This is a genomic window from Bradyrhizobium genosp. SA-3, assembly GCF_004212635.1.
Lineage (GTDB): Bacteria > Pseudomonadota > Alphaproteobacteria > Rhizobiales > Xanthobacteraceae > Bradyrhizobium.
This window is the reverse complement of the sequence record NZ_PSRT01000083.1, coordinates 1-20868: the sequence shown is the minus strand read 5'-3', so window position 1 is coordinate 20868 and position 20868 is coordinate 1. Positions and strand designations below refer to the sequence as shown.

21 protein-coding genes and 2 pseudogenes are annotated in these 20868 nt (G+C 61.9%); 11 read left to right on the top strand and 12 right to left on the bottom strand.

What is annotated here, in order from left to right; all coding sequences use genetic code 11:
• Positions 1-18 precede the first annotated feature (18 nt).
• Both CWO91_RS43245 and CWO91_RS45090 read right to left on the bottom strand, forming a co-directional pair.
• Positions 19-207 (bottom strand): hypothetical protein, encoded by a 189-nt coding sequence (locus CWO91_RS43245; protein WP_165405715.1) that lies wholly within the window; start codon positions 205-207, stop codon positions 19-21.
• 44 nt (positions 208-251) lie between these two features.
• The gene (locus CWO91_RS45090) at positions 252-374 is read right to left on the bottom strand and encodes a hypothetical protein (protein ID WP_283811011.1); all 123 of its coding nucleotides are present in this window, start codon (positions 372-374) and stop codon (positions 252-254) included.
• Positions 375-470: 96 nt separating this feature from the next.
• On the opposite strand from CWO91_RS45090, the gene CWO91_RS26490 reads away from it, so the two are divergent.
• On the top strand, positions 471-725 hold the full coding sequence (locus CWO91_RS26490; RefSeq protein WP_130217665.1) for a hypothetical protein: 255 nt from the start codon (positions 471-473) through the stop codon (positions 723-725).
• Between the two features lie 428 nt (positions 726-1153).
• Here the strand turns inward: CWO91_RS26490 and CWO91_RS26485 are convergent, their stop codons facing one another.
• Positions 1154-1531, bottom strand: coding sequence for a hypothetical protein (locus CWO91_RS26485; protein WP_130217663.1), 378 nt, complete (start codon positions 1529-1531; stop codon positions 1154-1156).
• Between the two features lie 216 nt (positions 1532-1747).
• On the opposite strand from CWO91_RS26485, the gene CWO91_RS26480 reads away from it, so the two are divergent.
• Positions 1748-1969 carry a hypothetical protein gene (locus CWO91_RS26480; protein WP_130217661.1) on the top strand — a complete coding sequence of 74 codons (222 nt, stop codon included), beginning with the start codon at positions 1748-1750 and terminating at the stop codon, positions 1967-1969.
• Positions 1970-1990: 21 nt separating this feature from the next.
• On the opposite strand, the gene CWO91_RS26475 is transcribed toward CWO91_RS26480, so the two are convergent.
• The 8 genes from CWO91_RS26475 to rpsF all read right to left on the bottom strand — a co-directional run bounded on the left by CWO91_RS26475 (position 1991) and on the right by rpsF (position 11263).
• Entirely contained in the window at positions 1991-2251 is a 261-nt protein-coding gene (locus CWO91_RS26475; RefSeq protein WP_130217659.1) for a hypothetical protein, read from the bottom strand.
• Positions 2251-2457 carry a hypothetical protein gene (locus CWO91_RS26470; RefSeq protein WP_130217657.1) on the bottom strand — a complete coding sequence of 69 codons (207 nt, stop codon included), beginning with the start codon at positions 2455-2457 and terminating at the stop codon, positions 2251-2253. The genes CWO91_RS26475 and CWO91_RS26470 overlap by 1 nt, the downstream gene beginning before the upstream one ends.
• A 70-nt stretch (positions 2458-2527) precedes the next feature.
• Entirely contained in the window at positions 2528-4156 is a 1629-nt protein-coding gene (locus CWO91_RS26465) for a type I restriction-modification system subunit M (protein WP_130217655.1), read from the bottom strand.
• Entirely contained in the window at positions 4153-5301 is a 1149-nt protein-coding gene (locus CWO91_RS26460) for an anticodon nuclease (protein WP_130217653.1), read from the bottom strand. Before CWO91_RS26460 ends, CWO91_RS26465 begins: the two co-directional genes overlap by 4 nt.
• Positions 5301-6551 (bottom strand): restriction endonuclease subunit S, encoded by a 1251-nt coding sequence (locus CWO91_RS26455; protein WP_208753070.1) that lies wholly within the window; start codon positions 6549-6551, stop codon positions 5301-5303. The genes CWO91_RS26460 and CWO91_RS26455 overlap by 1 nt, the downstream gene beginning before the upstream one ends.
• Positions 6548-9583, bottom strand: a complete 3036-nt coding sequence (locus CWO91_RS26450; protein ID WP_245471368.1) for a type I restriction endonuclease subunit R — start codon at positions 9581-9583, stop codon at positions 6548-6550. The genes CWO91_RS26455 and CWO91_RS26450 overlap by 4 nt, the downstream gene beginning before the upstream one ends.
• Positions 9584-10547: 964 nt before the next feature.
• Positions 10548-10787, bottom strand: coding sequence for a 30S ribosomal protein S18 (gene rpsR / locus CWO91_RS26445; RefSeq protein WP_007592020.1), 240 nt, complete (start codon positions 10785-10787; stop codon positions 10548-10550).
• Between the two features lie 5 nt (positions 10788-10792).
• Entirely contained in the window at positions 10793-11263 is a 471-nt protein-coding gene (gene rpsF / locus CWO91_RS26440) for a 30S ribosomal protein S6 (protein ID WP_128934277.1), read from the bottom strand.
• Between the two features lie 335 nt (positions 11264-11598).
• On the opposite strand from rpsF, the gene CWO91_RS26435 reads away from it, so the two are divergent.
• The 9 genes and pseudogenes from CWO91_RS26435 to gmk all read left to right on the top strand — a co-directional run bounded on the left by CWO91_RS26435 (position 11599) and on the right by gmk (position 20206).
• Positions 11599-12306: a TetR/AcrR family transcriptional regulator C-terminal domain-containing protein gene (locus CWO91_RS26435; RefSeq protein ID WP_130217651.1), complete on the top strand. Its 708-nt coding sequence runs from the start codon at positions 11599-11601 to the stop codon at positions 12304-12306.
• Positions 12307-12309: 3 nt separating this feature from the next.
• Positions 12310-13335, top strand: coding sequence for a fatty acid desaturase family protein (locus CWO91_RS26430; protein ID WP_130217649.1), 1026 nt, complete (start codon positions 12310-12312; stop codon positions 13333-13335).
• A gap of 173 nt (positions 13336-13508) precedes the next feature.
• The gene (fabD, locus tag CWO91_RS26425) at positions 13509-14468 is read left to right on the top strand and encodes an ACP S-malonyltransferase (RefSeq protein WP_130217647.1); all 960 of its coding nucleotides are present in this window, start codon (positions 13509-13511) and stop codon (positions 14466-14468) included.
• 11 nt (positions 14469-14479) lie between these two features.
• The gene (fabG, locus tag CWO91_RS26420; protein ID WP_130217645.1) at positions 14480-15217 is read left to right on the top strand and encodes a 3-oxoacyl-[acyl-carrier-protein] reductase; all 738 of its coding nucleotides are present in this window, start codon (positions 14480-14482) and stop codon (positions 15215-15217) included.
• Between the two features lie 313 nt (positions 15218-15530).
• The gene (locus tag CWO91_RS26415; RefSeq protein ID WP_008130699.1) at positions 15531-15770 is read left to right on the top strand and encodes an acyl carrier protein; all 240 of its coding nucleotides are present in this window, start codon (positions 15531-15533) and stop codon (positions 15768-15770) included.
• Positions 15771-15878: 108 nt separating this feature from the next.
• Entirely contained in the window at positions 15879-17144 is a 1266-nt protein-coding gene (gene fabF, locus CWO91_RS26410) for a beta-ketoacyl-ACP synthase II (protein WP_130217643.1), read from the top strand.
• A 126-nt stretch (positions 17145-17270) separates the two neighbouring features.
• Positions 17271-18541 (top strand): annotated as a pseudogene (gene mltG, locus CWO91_RS26405) (endolytic transglycosylase MltG).
• A 114-nt stretch (positions 18542-18655) separates the two neighbouring features.
• The gene (locus CWO91_RS26400; RefSeq protein WP_130217641.1) at positions 18656-19543 is read left to right on the top strand and encodes a YicC/YloC family endoribonuclease; all 888 of its coding nucleotides are present in this window, start codon (positions 18656-18658) and stop codon (positions 19541-19543) included.
• Between the two features lie 3 nt (positions 19544-19546).
• Entirely contained in the window at positions 19547-20206 is a 660-nt protein-coding gene (gmk, locus tag CWO91_RS26395; protein WP_130217639.1) for a guanylate kinase, read from the top strand.
• On the opposite strand, the pseudogene CWO91_RS43240 reads toward gmk, so the two are convergent.
• Positions 20139-20868, bottom strand: a pseudogene (locus CWO91_RS43240) (hypothetical protein); the annotation flags it as partial. The gene gmk and the pseudogene CWO91_RS43240 overlap by 68 nt on opposite strands.

Here is a 20868-nt window from a genome sequence, read left to right as displayed (position 1 = left end):
TGCCGGTTTGTTTGCCGGTTACTCTCGTGGACCAGGGAAGGGCACCACGTCGCCGTCCGCCGCCCGGATCACTTCCTTGGCCATCCGCATCGGGTCGAACCCGAGATTTGCGACCGCCACGGCCACGCCCTGCCGCTCCAGCTCGGCGACGATCGCCTCAGCCACCTTCATCAACCTGGCCAACTCCGCAGTCGTATCGCTCATCATCGTGCCCTCGGTAAAGCCTCGCTATGGGTAGCGAGCGCTTCGCGCTATGGACTCTTCACCGCGATCGCGCGGTCGATCAGCTCGGGCTGATGCACCAGCAGCGCGGCCACGCCGACCAGCAGCAGCATCGAGGCGACCATGATGGCGATCCAGATCCTGTCATCCATCAGGAACCAATGCAGGCCCTTGGTTGCCGTTCCTCATGGCCGGCGAGCGCTCCGCGCTATAGATTGAGTCAGCGGGGCGAGCGGACGGAGGTTCCTTTGAAACTGGCCAGTGACTGGGAGCGGGGGCTCGTAATTCAATTCGCGACCTGGTTCATCAAGCAGCATGACCTGAAGCTTGAGGACCAGAGCACGCCGGCACTGGCCGCGGAGTTCGCCGCCGAGATGTGCGAGCAGGTTGACTGCGCCATCAATGTCGAGGCGCCGAGCCGCGAGGAGGTCGAGCGCTGGGTGCGCGAGGAAATCAGCGATCTCCAGATGGAAGAGTGGGACCAGCTTGGACGGCCGCTGTAGGGCGAGCGCTTCGCAGTGATGAACCGCCGAGTGTTGCCCTGCGGCCCTTTACAAACGCCTGAGTAGGACTACCCTTGATTCGACGCACCCGGATGGTGACGGCTCGATCGTGCGGACCGAACCGTCACCTGCGGGTGTAGCTCCAGAGGGGTCAGGGGCCGGGTTCTATCCCGTGCCAATGGGCCGGCTTCCTGCCCCCTCAGTGACGCTCCTCGCTGACGAATCAGCCAGGGCCTCACCGCAATCATCAAACACCCGGGCGCCTCCACGACGCAACGAACAGCGTAGGCACTCGTAGAGTTACGAACATGCAGAAGCCCGCTTTTTAAGCGGGTTTTGCGTGAGAAGCGCCCGAAATCAGCAAATGTGGCCTGGCTGCCACATCCGGGCATTTCCGGGGTAGCGAGCGCTCCGCGCTGATCAGTGCTTCAGCGCCGCGGAGCAAGCTCGCCCGTGAGAGCAAGGCCAGCGTCGGCGATCGTCTTCGTCGGATGAGCGTTGCACCAATTCCGCATCCATAGATCCATCGACGACAAGTCGATCCTAACCTGGTCATCGATGTTGGACTGGAAGCCGGAGTTGAAGCCGGAGATGAATCCCTCCATCCATTCGTGGTAGCGGATCAACTCGCCGTAGAGCTTGCCGTTGGGCCGTTCGACGTACAGGATCTGCCCGACTGGTGTCTGTCCGACCGCGGCGATGAACTGGCCGCAGGAACGCTGGCCGGCCCCGATCACGAGGACACCCTCAGCCGCTCGCGCCTGGCTCACCAGGCACAGCACGATCAACGTCAACCACAGGCGCATTTGAGCATCCCCCCTAAGCCCGGAGGAAGCATACAGGTCGACCCGCGGCGTGCGAATCTGAAGATCAGTTCGGGCATGGCCGGCGAGGGCTTCGCCGAACCAGGTCCGCCGGCCGCTGGGCTTGTCCTTGCTCGGCCGCCGCGACAATCTGACCAATGTCAGCGAGTGGAAGCAAATGAAACCATCACAGGGTGTAATTCTGATTGGGAGGCGGGAATGAAATCTATCGCGACCGTCGGAATTTTCGTCGGCCTCTTTCTTTGGGCCACTTCGGCGAACGCCCTGTGTAACCGCAAGAACAGCTCCGGCACCTGCATCTCTGCATCATTGGCGCACGGATATAACGAAGACTGTACCAAGGAATGCTATATCGGCGTGAACGGGAAACCGGTAATCGGGAAACCCATAGTCAAAACGCCAAAACGTTCGGCGCAGTAGCAGCGAGCGCTTCGCGCTGATCTACAGATTTCCGCCGCAGTGCTTGCACTGTCGGTGCTCGACCGGTCGGAAGGCATCCTCGATCGGTGGCTCCGCAAAGACGCCGCCGCTGGTCACGCTGACGCTCGTCTCGACGTCGGGGTGCTCCCAATCCGGACGGGCAATATGCGCGTACCGGGCGCCCGGGAAGATGGGCTCGCCCTTCGGGGCCGGCTGTTCGGCGGCGGTGCGGATCGGCTTGGGCATGAGTAGCGAGCGCTCCGCGCTGATCAAATCATCCATCACCGCATCAGCTCCAGGTCGTCGTGGGAGAAGCCGTCCGTGTAGCCGTGCCGGTGCTTGATCTCGTCGTCGCTGGCGATGCCGACGTTGATGTCGTGGCCGGTCCCGTCCGGGGAATCCCAGACTGTCGACACGACGACGTGTTCGCCGCGCCATTCGTCGGCATGCTGGGCGGTCGGCACCAGGTCGCGCGGCTGGAAGTCCATCGGTGGGAGGCGCGCACCTCGGCAGGTGGCGGGTAGGTGGGGATCGCGATCTCGCCGAGGACCCTCTCGATTACTTATCTGATGATGGCAATGGAGATAGTCCAAGTTCCTTCAGAAAGGCGTTGTGCTTCGCCGTTGAGTCTCGAATTTGATTCTCGATCGCGACCAACTCTCTATGAGTCGCCGACAGATCGATCGCGACCTCCTGCTCGGCTGTGCTGACATAGCGCGAGATGTTCAGGTTGAAGTCGTTGGCCTCGATCTCGTCCATTCCTACACGTCGGGCGTACCGCTCGATGCTCTCTGGACGCTGCTGGTAGGTGTCGATGATCTTCTCGATATGACCGTCCGACAAGTAGTTCTGTCGCTTGCCCCTCTCGAAATGCTCGGATGCATTGATGAAGAGGACATCATCGGGCTTCTTGCACTTCTTCAGGACGAGAACGCAAACCGGGATGCCGGTCGAGTAGAACAGGTTCGCCGGCAGACCGATGACGGTGTCGATGTGACCGTCGTCGAGGAGCTTACGGCGGATCTTCGCCTCCGCACCGCCGCGGAATAGCACGCCGTGGGGCAGGATGACGGCCATAACGCCGTCGTCCTTGAGGTAGTGAAACCCGTGCAGCAGGAAGGCGAAGTCCGCCGCTGACTTCGGGGCCAATCCGTAGTTCTTGAAGCGCACGTCCTCACCCTGCGCCTCGTTCGGGTCCCAGCGGTAGCTGAACGGCGGGTTGGCGACGATCGCATCGAAGTAAGGCTTCTTCGCCGGGTTCGTCTCACGGAGCATGTCCCAGTCGTTCGTCAGCGTGTCGCCGTGGTAAATCTCAAATTCCGCGTCCTTCACCCCGTGCAGCAGCATGTTCATCCGCGCGAGGTTGTACGTGGTAATGTTCTTCTCCTGCCCGTGGATCTTGCCGATACCGCGCGACCCCATGCGCTTGCGCACATTGAGCAGCAGGGAGCCCGAGCCGCAGGCGAAGTCCATCACGCTGGACAGGTGCTTCCGTTTGCCGGTCTTCGGCTCCTGGCTGTCGAGCGTGACGATCGCGGAGAGGATGTCCGAGATCCGCTGTGGCGTGTAGAACTCACCGGCCTTTTTGCCCGAGCCCGCGGCGAACTGCCCGATCAGATACTCGTAGGCGTCGCCTAGGGTGTCGCTGTCCGTCGAGAACTCCGTGAGGCCCTCGGCTATCTTGGTGATGATCGTGCAGAGCTTCGAGTTCCGATCCGCGTAGGTCTTACCGAGTTTGTCAGAGCCAAGATTAATTTCCGAGAAGAGTCCGGAGAAAGTGCTCTGGAATGATTCGTTCTCGATGTACTTGAAGCCGGCCTGGAGCGTATTGAGCAGCTCGTCGTCCTGCTTGCGGGCCATGTGGGCGATGCTGGCCCAGAGGTGCTCGGGGCGGATGACGTAGTGCGCCTTGAGCCGCATCTGTTTCTCGAAGGCCAACACATCGTTGGGGTTCTGCTCGTACCAGACAGAAAGTGAGGACCGCCCGCCGTTACCGACGGCGTTGGGGTCAGGATAGTCGCGCCCGAGTTCCTTCTTCGCGGCCTGCTCGTAGTTGTCCGAGAGGTACCGGAGAAAGAGAAACGCGAGCATGTAGTCGCGAAAGTCGTCCGCGTTCATCGCCCCGCGGAGTTGATCGGCGATGGCCCAGAGCGTTTTGCCGAGCTGCTTCTGGTCTTGGTCAGTCATGAGTTGGCTCTTTGCGGGGCGACTTCAATAACAAGCTTGGGAAGTGCAAACTGGAAACGGTCGAGAACATCATTCAGAATTTTGCGAAACAGCTCTTTGTTGTCGTCCACCATCTCAACTGGTTCGTTGATAGCGTACCTGCCGTGGCTCAGCAGGTTCAGTGCGCGGTTGTAGAGGGCTTCATCCTGTAGCCCGGCCAAGCAGACCCTAAGGTCATCGTGGCCGAGAAAACTCGCCGTCTTCTCCAAGATACTGCGTAGGGCATTGAAGTGGTAAGTGTATAGGGTCCCTGTCTGCAAACACCTCCGAAGCTCAGCGAGAGTCGCTACATGGTGAAAGTAAGGCGTATCTCCAGTAGCTCTTAGCGTGAACACTCCCTCGGCGTCTGGTCGGTGCAAAAAGTACCGCTTAATCTTTACCTTCTCTTGGTCTTCCTTCGTCCTTCCAAGCTCGTTGCACATGACGTTGAAGAACAGCGCGTGGTGAGAGGAGAATATAGTTGTGAGCGGATCTCGCTCCCCGTTGGTGCCTCGGCGGGTCGCGGCTTTGCGGATAAGTGCTGCCAGATCACAGGCAATGGCGATGGCATTGTTGTCGTCCAGCGACGAGATGGGATCATCGATGTACAGATGCTTCACCCACTGGTACGAGCGGTGTCCATCAATGACCCGCTCGCAGATCGCCATGAACATGCACCAGATGAAGATCTTCTCCTCGCCCCGGGAAATCTTGATCCGATCATTATCGCCCTTTCGAAAGGTCACCACCCACTTTTCGTAATCGATGTCAAAATCGAAATCGGCGTAGCGTGACAAGTAGCCCGCGATGGACTCGTCCAGTGCAAGTTCTGTGAGACCGTTGAAGAATGTCGATTTCTCGTTGATCTTCAGGTGCCGATCCGTATCGCCATCAAGATCGTTGTGCCAGACAAAGAGGTCCTCGGTATACGCATTGAAGTAGAGAGTGTCCGGCTTCCCTCGGGCTTTTCGCTTCCCTTGATCCTTAAACTCCATCGACAGACGCGTCTTCCCCGTTCGGTTATAAGCGTAGAGCAAGACACAGTGGAGATCGTTGACGTCGCTACGAAGCCTTCGTGCGAGAGTCGCCAAGTTCTGGTACTGATGGATGTTCGGCGTATTGCTCATCACTCATTGCCCTGAAGCGACGGGAAGAGCTGTTGTTGCAGGCCCTTCTTGTGCTGCTTGAGAGAATCCAACCTCCGAGATTGCCCATCGATGCATGCGTCCAAGCACGAAAGGCAGTCTGCGATTCGCCGCTGCTCAGGAAGCGGAGGAACTTGGATCTGCATTTGTCGTAGGTGAGTTGGGCCGAAGTGCTTGATGCCACCTCCAACTGCGTGGGACTCCGCTTGCCGCAGGAAGTCTGGACTCTCCAAATAGGCTTTTAAGTAGTCGTTGCTCAACCGCTTACTCTTAGAGCGAAATCGCACCAGTCCGGTGTAGAAAACCGCTCCGGCCGCAACCTCCGTAACGATCGACACTCTGCCGAAGGACGCACTGGTTGAAATGAGCAGATCACCGACAACAAGCCGGAAGTGCTCCCATTTTTGGACTACTTTGTCAGGGTTCAAATAGTCGCATCCGTCGAGCGTGACGGTCGTCCCAACCACGCAGGACAGCCTGACTAACGGCACTCCTTCTGTGTAGAAATCCTTGGCCATGATCCCCGGCCCTTCTTGGAAGAAGGCGACCTCCGAAAGATCAAGCATCTCCCAGTCGCTTTGATTCCCCAGAAGCGGCACGGTCTCGCCAGGCTGGGGGAAGAGCTGCTGCATCAGCCCTTGTTTGTGCTGCCGCAGCGCTTCGAGCTTCCGGCCCTCCGCCGCGATCAGGCCGTCCAGCGAGCCAAGGCAGTCGGCGATCTTCTGCTGCTCGGCAATATCCGGCAAACTCAGTCGCAGTTGCGAGATGTCGTCGTAGTAAATTCGTACACGGACGCCACCGTCGCCAGCTTCAGTAACAAATGCGTCCCATTGGTCAGAGCGCCGGAAGTGGTCGAGATAATCCGCAGAGAGTGAGTTCTGGTCCGACTCCTCAAGACATCGGAAAACTACATAGTCTGGACTGACGAGAATATCGCTGTTGCCGTGCCACCGCGCAATCGAGCCGATGTTGAGGCGCATCGGGTTGTAGGCAAACCAGTTTTTGCGAACGACTCGGTATCGGGAAATATCCGATGCGGCCAACCCTTCCTCCATCGGGACGATTCCGTCCACTTTACTGACTCCCATAACCGAAGCTGGCGGGAGCTTGTCACCATTTCGAATCTTGGACTCCGCCGTGACATCTCGAAGTCGAACGATACGCAACCGTCGCCCGGTAAACTCAGGGAAGCGAAGCCTGGGTTGAGGAAGATTTGACACGTCGACTGTCATCGTGCGCTCCCGTGCTCGTAGGCGTTGAGGCCCGAGATTTCCCGGCCATGGGCCCGTTTGCTCAGGAGTGGGACGAGGTCTAGCATCAGGGCGAGTTCGCGCTCCCGGCGTTCACGCCAACCGAGGCCAAGCGGCTCCATCAAGTCGGTGAGCCACTCGCCGTCGAAGATCATGCGCTGGAGGATGGTGTCGATGAAGGCCGCCAGCGAATCCGCCGTCAGACCGTGGGCCTGGGCGAGGCCCTCGATCTCCTTTGCCTGTTTCTCGGCCTTGAACTGCTCGTAGCCGGCGCGGATGGCGGCCTCGTCGAGGCCTTCGCCCTCCTTGAGTGAGCGGACGTACTCGGTGATCTCCTCCCGCTCGTCGAGGAACTTGGCGTCGGACTGGATCAGGCCGATGAGCTGCTCACGGCTGATCGTGAGCTTCTTCGGGTCCTGACCCGAGTACTTGGCGATCAGCTTCATGATGTAGTCGTAGTCGATCACGGCGGAAGCAAAGAGGACGAACTCGAAGTCAAGCTGGTCGACCTCGGGGTTATCCCGTTCGCCGTCCAGAGCGGGGGTGCGCTGCTGCTCCTTGAGACGCTGAGCGGTTTCGAGATAGACGCCGCGGAAAGCGCGGAGGTCGTCATTGGGCAGGGCCTGCTCGATCTGCTCCCGCTGCTCTTCGGTGAGGTCGGTGTACTGATCGAGCTGGGTCTGGAGGCGCTGGACCTCCTTGAAGCGCTTGATGAATTGGACACGGGCGTCGTCGCCCATAAGGTTGGTCACCTGATCGGGCGTGGCTTCGAGGCCCTGCGACTGCATGAACTTGCCCAGGTCGGCGACGGCCTCCTTGAAATTTCCGATGACTACGGGCGCCTTGTCGACTAGCCAGATCTCGCGAGCCCGGTCAGCGTGCGCACCGGAGAAGAGAGCGATGGCCGAATCGACGCTGTCCTGCTGGTTACGGAAGTCGAGGATATGGCCGTACGGCTTGGTCGCGTTGAGAACGCGGTTGGTGCGGGAGAAGGCCTGGATCAGGCCGTGGTGCTTGAGGTTTTTGTCGACGTAGAGCGTGTTTAGGAACTTGGCGTCGAAGCCGGTGAGGAGCATGTCGACGACGATGGTTATGTCGATCTTTTCCTGGCCCTTGCGGGTCAAGTCGCGGTTGGGGAACTGCTGATCCTTTATGCGCTGCTGGATGTCCTGGTAGTAGAGGTCGAAGTTGTTGATGTCGTGGCTCGTGCCATACCGCCGGTTGTAGTCGGCGATGATAGCCTTGAGCGCGGTCTTCTTGCCCTCGGGATCGTGCCGGTTGTCCTCCCTCTCCTGAGGGAGGTCCTCTTGGATCTGCTGAACGTCCTTATTGCCCTCCGCAGGCGGAGAGAAGACGGCGGCGATCTTTAGAGGGACACGCTCTGCGTCGGTGGCTTGGCGCTCGGCCTGGAGCTTCTTGAAGACGTCGTAGTACTCGATGGCGTCGTTAATCGAGGCGGTAGCCAGCAGCGCGTTGAAGCGCCGACCTCCGGTCGCAGCGTCGTGCTTGTCGAGGATGGCCTGGACGACCGCCTGCTTGGTGAGCGTCTGACCGGGCTTGAGGCCGGGATCGTCTTTGGGCTTGTAGTAATCGACGTGGAAGCGGAGGACGTTCCGATCCTCGATCGCGTGAGTAATTGTGTAGGCGTGAAGCTCTTTCTGGAAGAGGTCCTTGGTGGTTCGAAGGGTACCGACGTCTCCCTCGATCTGCTTAATGGTGGCGTTGTCCTCGAAGATCGGGGTGCCTGTGAAGCCGAAGAGCTGGGAGTTCGGGAAGAACTTCTTAATGGCCTTGTGGTTCTCGCCGAACTGCGACCGATGGCATTCGTCAAAGATGAAAACCATCCGCTTATCTCGGATCTGCTCGAGTCGCTGCTTAAACGTTGACCGCCCCTGAGCGATGTTCTGCTTGTTGTGCTTACTGTTCTCGTCCAGGGCTAGCCCAAGCTTCTGGATGGTCGTGACGATGACCTTGTCCGCGTAATCGTCGGACTCTAGGCGTCGCACGAGCGCCGCGGTGTTGGTATTTTCCTCGACGCAGTTCTCTTGGAAACGATTGAACTCTTCACGGGTCTGGCGGTCGAGATCCTTGCGGTCAACGACGAAGAGGCACTTGTGGATGCTCTCGTTGGTCTTGAGGAGCGTTGAGGCCTTGAAGGAGGTGAGCGTCTTGCCCGAGCCGGTCGTGTGCCAGATATATCCATTGCCGCAGTTCTGATCGATGCAGTCGACGATGGCCTTGACGGCGTAGATCTGGTACGCGCGCATCATCAGGAGCTTCTGTTCGCTTGCGATGAGGACCATGTACTTGCTGATCATCTGGCCAAGTGTGCACTTGGCGAGGAACCGATCGGCAAAGTCGTCAAGGTGAGCAATCTTCGAGTTGTCCTCGGCCGCGAACTGGTAGATCGGCAGGAACCGCTCGTCCGCGTCGAAGGCGAAGTGCCGTGCGTTATTGTTTGCGAAGTACCATGTCTCCGTGCGGTTGCTAACGATGAAGAGCTGGACGAAGCAGAGAAGCGTCTTCGTGTATCCGTTACCGGGGTCGTTCTTGTAGTCGACGATCTGCTCCATCGCCCGCCGAGGGCTGATTCCGAGCGTCTTAAGCTCGATCTGAACGACGGGGACTCCGTTGATCAGGAGTATGACGTCGTACCGGTGATGGCTGTTGTCGGTATTGATGCGGAGTTGGTTGACGACCTCAAAGGCGTTCTTGCACCAGTCCTTGATGTTGACGAGGGTGTAGTTGAGCGGCGTGCCGTCGTCGCGGATGAACGCTTCCCGGTTCCGGAGGGTTCGGGCGGCTCCGAATACATCCGGTGTGACGATCTCGTCCAGGAGACGCTGGAACTCGCCGTCGGTAAGCGTGACACGATTCAAGGCTTCGAACTTCGTCCTGAAGTTTGCCTCAAGCGAGGTTCGATCACGGATATCGGGGCGATACTCATACTTGAGATCCCGCAGCTTCGTGACAAGCGACTCTTCTAGTTGGCGTTCAGGTGCGATCATCGCCATCGCGGCAACTCACTCTGTTTTAGATCTGCTTGAGGTATCCGACGGCCCGGAGTGAAATGTGAAAATGAGAGCATGGACGGTCGGTTGCTGTGGTTGTCGCGGTGAAGGAGTAGACGTGGCTGAAGGTTTTGCGATGGTCCAGGCTCGATAGCTGCCGGAGCACGACCGGGAAGCCAGAAGGATGAATCACGCCATTCACAGCAGTCTGTACTGCGACCACCCCTCAATTCCCATAGGTCCCCCACCGACGGAAAGCTGGCGAGCAGATGTAACAACATGACTGCAAACGCGTATGCGCGAACGGTCAGATCATGAGCCGTCCGGCGTCGTCAACAGTAGCGAATCGCTTTCGTGCAACTGTCGATCATCGCCTGCCGTCGCAACTCGGCGCAAGGCCGCCCCTTGTGCCAAGCAATGCTCCGTGGACAGTCACGTCCCCTTAACAGCCGAATCATTTCAGTCCTCAGCGTCAGGAGGCGGCATAGTTTATTGATAGACGGGTCCTGCATCCTGTTCCGTCTCCGTGGCAGAGGCCCCACTGTAATAGGACAATCGCTCGCGGCAATTGCGTGGGGTAGCTCTAGCAACCGTGAAGATTTTGGCCCTGGACCGTGCGAGGAGGCCTGGAGACTCACAGGGGTGCGTGCGGAAAGGCGTGGAGAACCCCGTTCGGTGGGAGGTAACCGGCGCGGCCCCCAATCTGACAACAGGCTGGGCGAGCGTGGAGGAAGGAGGCCTCAGCCCGTAGCAGTTTCGTAGCAGAAACGGGACGAAAAAGCCAGTACGCAACGTGAACCAGCGGCAGCAGAAGTCTTGATTTTATTGATGAAAATTCTTGTGGCTCAAACGAGCGGTTAGAGGCATCGTTCGCCCCAACCATCGGCGACCGGACGACCCGGAAGCCTTATGCGTTCAGATGAGTTTACGACCGGCGGCTCAACGGCCGCCGGTCGAATTGGTCGTATCAGCGAATGACGTAGGGCAACAGACCCAGGAACCGCGCGCGCTTGATGGCGCGGGCGAGCTCACGCTGCTTCTTCGCGGACACCGCGGTGATGCGGCTCGGCACGATCTTGCCGCGCTCGGAAACGTAACGCATCAGGAGCTTGGAGTCCTTGTAGTCGATCTTGGGAGCATTGGCGCCCGTGAACGGGCAGCTCTTGCGACGACGGAAAAACGGACGGCGTGCACCAGCTTCAGCCATTGATCTTACTCCCCATCCGTCGTGGTTTCAGCTTCTTCGCGCGGGCGGCGCGGGCCGCGGTCACCACGGAAGCCGCCCTCGCGGTCACCACGGAAGCCGCCTTCACGCTCGCCGCGGAAGCCACCGCCGCGGTCGTCACGCTCGCGATCACGATCGGCCTTGCGCATCATCGCGGACGGGCCTTCCTCGAGCTCCTCGACGCGGACGCTGAGATAGCGGATCACGTCTTCGCTGATGCGCTCCTGGCGCTCGATCTCGGCGATCGCCGCGGACGGTGCGTCGATGTTGAGCAGCACGAAGTGCGCCTTGCGGTTCTTGTTCATGCGGTAGGTGAGGGAGCGAACGCCCCAATTCTCGGTCTTGGTGACCTTGCCGCCGAGACCCTCGACGATACCGGTCATCTGCGCAGTCAGCTCTTCGACCTGCTGCGGGCTCGCGTCCTGACGCGCGAGAAAAACATGCTCGTAAAGAGGCATGGAAGTCCTTTCCTCATGTTGGCGCATCGCCCGGCGTCAAGCCCTTAAGAGACCTTCGGAAAGGACTCTGGGATCAAGCTCAGAAGGCGGAAACACGGGACGACGGGCCGACTGGCCCTGCCACACCAAAATCACGAATGATTTGCTGAGACCGTCCGTTCAGCTCCCGGCCGGGGTCTGCGGATGCGCGCCTTATACGGATTTTGGCCGGCTTTGCAAGGTTTGGGGCCAAGTCTCGATCTGGACCGCCCGTAGGCGGTGGTCACCACCCTCAAATCTTACCGGCTTGATTTATTTGTTTGTATAGCATACAAAGAAAACAACGGGAGGATCCAATGGTAGACAATTCTGCCCATGCTCCGTTCGAACCGGGCGCCAGCGACCCCAAGCATGCCGCGCGCGCCACGCGCTCGGCCGGCCGCAAGATGCGGTCGCTGCTGCTGGATGCCGCGAGCCCGCTGTTCCGGGAGCGGGGACTTTCGGGCACGGCGATCACCGACATCGCGGCCGCGGCGGACGCGTTCCCGAGCCAGATCACCTATTACTTCCGCACCAAGGAGGCGCTGTTCGTCGAATGCGCCTGCCGCGAGCTGCTGTACCTGGCCCGCGCGACGGAGCAGGCGGCGCTGAAGTCGCGCACGCCGCAGGAATACACGCGCGCGCTGGCCGAGACGGTCACGGCGAGCGATTCGGTCGCCTTCTTCGCCGAAGCCCTGACACTGACCCGGCGGCGCCAGGATCTCGCGCCACTGGTCGAGCGCACCATCGAGCGCCTGCACAGCGAAGGCGCGCGGGCCTATGCGAGCCAGGTCGCGCGGCATGGCTGGCGCTCCCTGCGCGCGCCCGACGAAAGCTCGCGGCGGTTCTGGGCCGTCGCCATCGGCGTCATCCTCGAAGGCTACGCCATGGGCCGTTCGCCCGAGCAGCTCTGCGCCGAGATGCTGCGCGTGCTCGGTGAGCAGGCGAAATCCACCGGCGACGCGGCGCGCCTGCGTCTCGTCGAGCAGCACGACGCATCGACCACTTCGGATGGGGAGAGTTAGGCCATGACCGCGCTTCGCATGCGTGCCCGCGATTTCCTGACTGACGAACAATTGGCCGACGTGCGCCAGCGCGTGACGTGGAAAGGCGTCGCACTGATCGTGCATGCCTGGGCGCTGATCGTAGGCGCGATCGCTCTGGTCGCGTGGTGGCCCAATCCGCTGACATACATTCTCGCCGTCGCCATCATCGGCTCGCGCCAGCTTGGGCTCGCCATCCTCATGCATGACGGTGCGCATGGCTGCCTCTCCGCCGACGAGAAAACCAATCTGGCGCTGAGCCAGTGGTTCTGTGCCTATCCGTTGTTTGCGGAGACGCGGAGCTACCGGCGCTATCACTTGCAGCATCACGCGCGCACCCAACAGGAAGACGATCCCGATCTCGTGCTATCGGCGCCGTTTCCGATCACCAAGCTGAGCTATCGCCGCAAGTTCATTCGCGACATCACCGGACAAACCGGCTACCAGCAGCGCAAGGCGCAATTGCTCAACGCGCTCGGCCCGAACGACTGGCCATGGCGGCAGCGTGCGGCGCATTTCTGGGAGAAGCTCGGCCCGCAATGTGTGGTTAATGCGATCATGTTTGCGGCGCTCGCGGCGGCCGGCGTGTGGTGGGCCTATCCGTTGCTATGGTTGGTGCCACTGCTGACCTGGATGATGGTCATTACCCGTATCCGCAACATTGCCGAGCACGCGGTCGTCCCTGACAGCAATGACCCCTTGCGCAACACCCGCACCACGCATGCCAATTTTCTCGAGCGCCTGTTCATCGCGCCGTACTATGTGAACTATCACCTCGAGCATCACCTCTTGTTCTACGTGCCCTGCTACAATTTGCGGAAGGTGCATCGCCTGCTGAGCGCCAGCCGGCATGCCGGCCGTATGGAGGTGCAGCCGGGCTACGCCGCGGTGCTGCGGCTCGCCACCGCGAAGCCGAACCGGGACGATCGGCCGGGGCAACTGGTCAACAGCGCGCGCCGCGCGCGGGCGGGGGCAGAGGTCGATGCCAACCAGACGGCCGGCGGATTTTAGGAAGCCACATCCCCGGTTGAATGCCGGCCGGGGTTCCCATCTTGGCTTGACAGTCCGACCCCGGACAGTGTCTACGGCCCCCTTTGGAGCATGATCCGGAACCTTGGCCTAAGGCCGCGCGTAATCGGCTGCCGGTTCTCGTGAGGATCAAGCCCGACAAGCAGGGAGCGCCGATGACGGCAGCATTCACATTTCCGGGGCAGGGGTCCCAGGCGGTTGGCATGGGCAAGGCCCTGGCCGACGCCTTTTCGGTGGCGCGCGCCGTGTTCGACGAGGTCGATGCCGCACTCGGGGAGAAATTGACGGCGACCATATGGGATGGTCCGGCCGAGACCCTCCAGCTCACCGAAAACGCCCAGCCGGCGCTGATGGCGGTCTCGGTCGCCACCCTGCGAGTGCTGGAGAGCGAAGCCGGTTTTTCCGTCGGGCGGGACGCGGCCTTCGTCGCTGGCCACTCGCTTGGTGAATATTCGGCGCTGGCTGCGGCCGGCAGCCTGACCATCTCCGATACCGCACGACTGCTTCGCACCCGCGGTCTCGCAATGCAAAAAGCCGTCCCGGTCGGCGCCGGTGCGATGGCCGCGCTGCTTGGCCTCGACTACGAGGCCGCCATGGAGGTCGCCCATGAGGCGGCGCAGGGGCAGGTCTGCCAGGCCGCCAACGACAATGGCGGCGGGCAGGTAGTGGTCTCCGGCGACAAGGCGGCGGTCGATCGCGCCGTCGAGATCGCCAAAACCAAGGGCGCCAAGCGCGCGATGCTGCTGCCGGTGTCCGCGCCGTTCCATTGCAAGCTGATGCAGCCGGCCGCCGATGCCATGGCGGAGGCGCTCTCGAAGGTCACGATCAAGACGCCGGCCGCGCCGCTGGTGCCGAACGTGCTGGCGAGCGCCATTAGCGACCCCGATGAGATCCGCCGCCGCCTGGTCGAGCAGGTCACCGGCACGGTACGCTGGCGTGAATCGGTCGCCTATATGGCAGGGCAGGGCGTCACCCGCTTCTTCGAGATCGGTGCCGGCAAGGTGCTGACCGGTCTCGTCAAGCGCATTGCGGACGGTGCCGTCGGCATTGCTGTCGGCGGTCCCAACGACATTGCCGCCGCCAAGGATGCCTTGGCCGCCGCGAAGCAGGGTTGAGGGAGTTATCGATGTTCGATCTGACTGGCAGGAAGGCGCTCGTCACCGGCGCGACCGGCGGCATCGGCGGCGCGATTGCGCAGGCGCTGCACGCGCAGGGCGCTACCGTTGCAATTTCCGGAACGCGCAAGGAAGTGCTGGATGAGCTTGCCGGCAAGCTCGGCGAGCGCGCCTTTGTGCTGCCCTGCAATCTCTCCAAGGCCGATGAGGTCGAAGCGCTGGTGCCCGCTGCGGAAGCCGCGATGGGACAGGTCGACATCCTCATCGCCAATGCCGGAATCACCCGCGACAATCTCTTCGTGCAACTCCGTGACGAGGATTGGGAGGAGGTCATCAACGTCAATCTGACCGCGACCTTCCGCCTGGCACGCGCCGCCACCAAGCTCATGATGCGCAAGCGCTTCGGCCGCATCATCGCCATCACCTCGGTGGTCGGCGTCACCGGCAATCCCGGACAGGGCAACTACACCGCCTCGAAGGCGGGCCTGATCGGCATGATCAAGACGCTCGGTGCCGAATACGCCAAGCGCGGCGTGACCGCCAATTGCATCGCGCCAGGCTTCATCAAGACGCCGATGACGGATGCGCTCAATGACAAGCAGCGCGAAACGATTCTGACCAAGGTTCCGGCTGCCCGTCTGGGCACGCCCGAGGACATCGCGGCGGCCGCCGTGTACCTGAGTTCGAACGAAGCAGCCTACGTCACCGGCCAGACCATCCACGTCAACGGCGGCATGGCTATGATCTAAGCCCTCATTCCGCACTGCCCACATGGGCGGCGCGGGATGCGGCAAACGGCCGTTTCCGGAGCGAAATGAGGCTTGTAGTCAAGGCAATTGAAGTATGATAACCGGACCTTCAACGGATGGGCAAAGAACGCCATTGCAGGTTTTTGAAACCCTGTATATTGGCGATGCGGAGCCTTGGCCGTCGTTCGCCGGGCCCTGTATCGGTTAGGATGGGGCCAAATCAAAGTTCGTAAGCGAAGGCAAGTAACACGACCACGACGGCTCGTATCGTCCCGGGGGGTCGGGTCTACAGGGAACAACACGAGGTTAAGCAATGAGTGACATTGGCGAGCGGGTTAAGAAGATCGTGGTCGAACACCTTGGTGTTGAACCCGAGAAGGTTGTCGACGCTGCGAGCTTCATCGATGACCTCGGCGCCGACAGTCTGGACACCGTCGAGCTGGTGATGGCGTTCGAAGAGGAATTCGGTTGCGAGATTCCGGACGACGCTGCGGAAACGATTCTCACCGTCGGCGATGCCACGAAGTTTCTCGAGAAGAACGCGAAGAGCTAAGGCTCTTCATTTTCGCGGGGACAACATTGAAACCGGACGGGCCGCTTCGCAGCGGCCAGCCGGTTTCTTGTTATTGGCCGTGAATCTTTCGATGCGGAGTTTTCGGATATGAGGCGGGTTGTCGTCACGGGTCTTGGCATGGTCTCGCCACTCGGCTGTGGCGTCGAACCGACCTGGAAACGCATCCTCAACGGCGAGAGCGGTGCGCGCAGGATCGCGAGCTTCGACGTCTCCGATCTCCAGACCAAGATCGCCTGCACGGTCGTGCGCGGCGACGGGACCAACGACACCTTCAATCCCGACAAGTGGATGGAGCCGAAAGACCAGCGCAAGGTCGACGACTTCATCATCTTCGGCATGGCCGCAGCCGGTCAGGCGCTCGATGACGCCAACTGGCATCCCGAGACTGAAGAGGACAAGTGCGCGACCGGCACCATGATCGGGTCCGGCATCGGCGGCCTCAACGGCATTGCCGATACGGCGATCCTGCTCAAGGAGCGCGGACCGCGCCGAGTGTCGCCGTTCTTCATTCCGGGACGCCTGATCAATCTCGCCTCCGGCTATGTCTCGATCGCGCACGGGCTGAAGGGACCGAACCATTCGGTGGTCACGGCCTGCTCGACCGGCGCGCATGCGGTCGGCGATGCCGCCCGCCTGATCGCGCTCGGCGACGCCGACGTCATGGTTGCCGGCGGCGCGGAATCGCCGATCTGCCGCATCGGCATTGCCGGCTTCAATGCCGCGCGCGCGCTATCGACTGGTTTCAACGAGACGCCCGAGAAGGCTTCGCGTCCCTATGACAAGGACCGCGACGGCTTCGTGATGGGCGAGGGCGCCGGCGTCCTAGTGCTCGAGGAGCTCGAGCACGCCAGGCGCCGTGGCGCGAAGATCTACGCCGAGGTGATCGGCTACGGCCTCTCCGGCGATGCTTATCACATCACCTCACCGTCGCCCGATGGCGATGGCGGCTTCCGTAGCATGTCGGCAGCCCTCAAGCGCGCCGGTCTCACGGCATCCGATCTCGACTACATCAATGCGCACGGCACCTCGACACCGCTCGGCGACGAGATCGAGCTTGGTGCGGTGGAGCGCCTGCTGGGCAATGCCGCTTCCAAGGTCGCGATGTCCTCGACCAAGTCGTCGACCGGTCATCTCCTCGGCGCGGCCGGTGCGATCGAGGCGATCTTCGCCATTCTCGCGATTCGCGATAATGTCGTGCCGCCCACCATTAACCTGGACAATCCGTCGGTCGAGACCGCGATCGATCTCGTGCCGCACAAGGCGAAGAAGCGTGAGGTCAACGTCGCATTGTCGAACTCTTTTGGTTTTGGCGGCACCAATGCGTCGGTGATCGTCCGGCGTTTGGCCAGTTAGTTTGCGTTTGAGACGAATCCACCGTTTTGCCGTATTCGGCGATAGTCATAGAAGTGGGCGCGTGCATTTGGCTCGGCAAGGTGATTGTCAGGCCGCGATTGAACCGGCAGGATTCAGGTTGCTTCGATGAGTGAAAGGCCGCCCATTTCGCCCCGGAGTCCGCGGGCAGCGCTCGAGCCCGAGCAGGTCCCGCCGCCGCCGAAGCGATCGGAACGCGCGCGCAATCCCTTCGTGGTGGTCGGCAACGCCATCATCACCCTGGTGTTGATTGCCATGCTCGGCGCCGGCGGGGTCTATTATTACGGCCGGCAGGTGTTGGAAGCACCCGGGCCGCTTAGGGAAGACAAGATCGTCAACATCCCGCAGCGCGCGGGCAAGCGCGACATCGCCGAGACGTTGAACCGGGAAGGCGTCACCGACATCAATCCGTGGGTGTTCATCGCCAGCGTCGCCGCGCTGAAGGCGAGTTCGGACCTCAAGCCCGGCGAGTATTCGTTCCAGAAGAACGCCTCCTTGCGCGACGTCATCGCCACCATCGTCGAGGGCAAGGTGGTGCAGCATGCCGTCACGATCCCGGAAGGCCTGACCTCCGAGCAGATCGTGGCGCGGCTGTCCGACAACGACATCTTCACCGGCAGCGTGCGCGAGCTGCCGCGCGAGGGCACGTTGTTGCCGGAGACCTACAAGTTCCCGCGTGGTACCACGCGCGAGCAGGTGATCCAGCGCATGCAGCAGGTGCACAAGCGCGTGCTGGCCGAGATCTGGGAGCGCCGCAGCCAGGACATTCCGGTGAAGACGCCGGAGCAGCTGGTGACGCTGGCGTCCATCGTCGAAAAGGAGACCGGCAAGCCGGACGAGCGCAGCCGCGTCGCTGCCGTGTTCGTCAACCGCCTGAAGCAACGGATCAAGCTGCAGTCCGATCCCACGATCATCTATGGCCTCGTCGGCGGCAAGGGCACGCTGGGCCGTCCGATCAAGCGCAGCGAGATCACGCAGCCATCGCCCTACAACACCTATGTGATCGAAGGCCTGCCGCCGGGGCCGATCTCGAATCCGGGCCGCGCCTCGCTCGAGGCCGCCGCCAACCCGGCCCGCACCCGCGATCTCTATTTCGTCGCCGACGGCACCGGCGGGCACGCCTTCACCGAGACCTACGACGCGCACCAGAAGAACGTTGCGAAACTCCGCGCGATGGAGAAGCAGATCCAGAACGACACGGTCGAGCCGGCCGAGGACGCGCAGCCGCCGGCTGCTGCTGCGCCGGCCACCACCGATCCGCCGACCGCGACCACGCCGGCGCGCCCAACCAGCAGAAAAAGCAACCATCACGGCCCGCTGGTCCCGCGCCGGCCCGGCAGGGCGCGGTGCAGTCCTCGCCGCCGGTGGTCCAGCGCTAGGTTGGCGCAGACCTGCCCGCGGACATTGCGGATTCCACTTTCCGGCAAAATAGTCTTAAGATTCGCGTGGCTTGATGGCCTCGCGAATCCCGCGTTTCTGGAGAATTTCAACCGATGGCGCTGTCGTCCATGACCGGCTTTGCCCGAAGCCACGGCGCGAGCGGGCCGTACACGTTCGAATGGGAATTGAAGTCGGTCAATGCCAAGGGCTTTGACCTCAGGGTGCGGCTGCCGCAGGGATTCGACGAGCTCGAGGCCCACGCCAAGAAGCGCGCCGGTGAGTTGCTCGCGCGCGGCACCGTCTACGCCAATCTCAGCGTCAAGCGCACCAACGCCGCCGCCACGGTCCGCGTCAACGAGGACGTGCTCAACGCCGTGCTGAAGGCGGCCGCACTGATCTCCGGCAAGGTCGACGCGGTCGCGCCGAGCATCGATGGCCTGCTCGCCATCAAGGGCGTCGTCGAGGTCGCCGAGCCCGACGGCGACGAGGAAGAGGACAAGGCCGCGCGCGCCGCCGCGGCCGGGGCCTTCGACAAAGCGCTCGCCGATCTCGTCGAGATGCGCAAGCGCGAGGGCACCTCGCTGGGGCAGATCCTGACCCAGCGGGTCGACGAGATCGAGCAACTGGCGAAGAAAGCCGAGGCTGCGCCCGGCCGCAAACCGGAGGCGATCAAGGCGAAGCTCACTGAGCAGATCGCCAGCCTGCTCGACACCTCCGATCGTTTCGATGCCGATCGCCTGATGCAGGAGGCGATCCTGATCGCAACCAAGGCCGACATCCGCGAGGAGCTCGACCGCATCGCCTCGCACATCGCGCAGGCGCGTGAGCTGATCGGCAAGGGCGGGCCGATCGGCCGCAAGCTCGATTTCCTGGCGCAGGAGTTTCACCGCGAGGTCAACACCTGCTGCTCGAAGTCGAACGACATCGAGCTCACCAATACGGGACTCGCCATGAAAAACGTGGTCGAGCAGTTCCGCGAGCAGGTCCAAAATCTGGAGTGATCGATGACGACGGGCGGTCACGGAACTGACGGTGTCGAGCGCCGCGGATTGATGTTCGTTTTGTCTTCGCCCTCGGGCGCGGGCAAGACGACGCTGTCGCGTCTCCTGATCGAGCGAATGCCCGGCTTGAAAATGTCGGTCTCGGCGACCACGCGCGCGATGCGGCCGGGCGAGGTCAACGGCAAGGATTATTCGTTCGTCGACAAGCCAACGTTCGAAGCGATGGTGAAGGCCGGCGAGCTCCTGGAATGGGCGACAGTCTTCGACAATAGTTACGGCACGCCACGCGGCCCGGTCGAGGCGGCGCTGTCGGCGGGGCAGGACGTGCTGTTCGACATCGACTGGCAGGGCACGCAGCAGCTACGCGAAAAGGCGCGCGCCGACGTCGTCAGCGTCTTCATCCTGCCGCCCTCGGCGGCCGATCTCGAAAAGCGCCTGCACTCGCGCGCACAGGATTCCGACGCGGTTATCCGCAAGCGGATGAGCCGCGCCAGCCACGAGATGAGCCACTGGGCCGAGTACGACTACATCGTCATCAACCACGACGTCGACCAGGCCTTCGCTGAGGTGCAGTCGATCCTGAAGGCCGAACGCCTCAAGCGCGAGCGGCGGATTGGCCTCGTAGGCTTCGTGCGAACTTTGCAAGGTCAGCTTCAAGGTTAGGCCGCGACAGGCGCGGCCCTTCCTTCGCCAGCTGTTCCAGCATGGTCGTGATGACATCCACGTCGACCGCATCCTGGTCGCGGCCTGCCGGCGCCTCATCGCGATCCTCGCCAATCTCGTTGGTGACTAGCTTGGGCGCAGCAGCCCGATCGAACAACTTGATCTCGACCTCGGCCGGCTTGATCTCGTCGGGTTCTGCGGCAGGGACCGCAGCGCGCCGCTTGCGCGCGTCGATCAGATCGATCTCGCGGCCGATCGCGGCAAGTTTTGTCACTTGTTTTGCTGCTTGCGGACGTGCGGTATCGAAGTCGATCGGGTGCGGCGGCTGCGCGCGCGGCGCAACGGCCGGCGTTGCATCGCGCCACGGCGCGCGGCTTGCGTTCTGGTCCTGTGGCTCCCAATCGTCCCAATAGCCGTGACGGTCGGCGGACTGGACGCGGACGCGGACGCGCCTGCGCGCGCCGGCGAAGCGGTAGATGAGGCTGGCGAGGATTCCGGCGAGCGCCAGCGCGCCGCCGATCACCAGCATCAGCATCTGGACCGAGCCGGCCGGCTTATCGGTCGCGCTGTCTGCCGCACCGAGCGCCGCCGGGGCAGGGGATTTTGACGGCTTTGCACTCGGCTGCGCGGCTGCCGCGACCGCGGCAGGCGCCGGCTGTGGC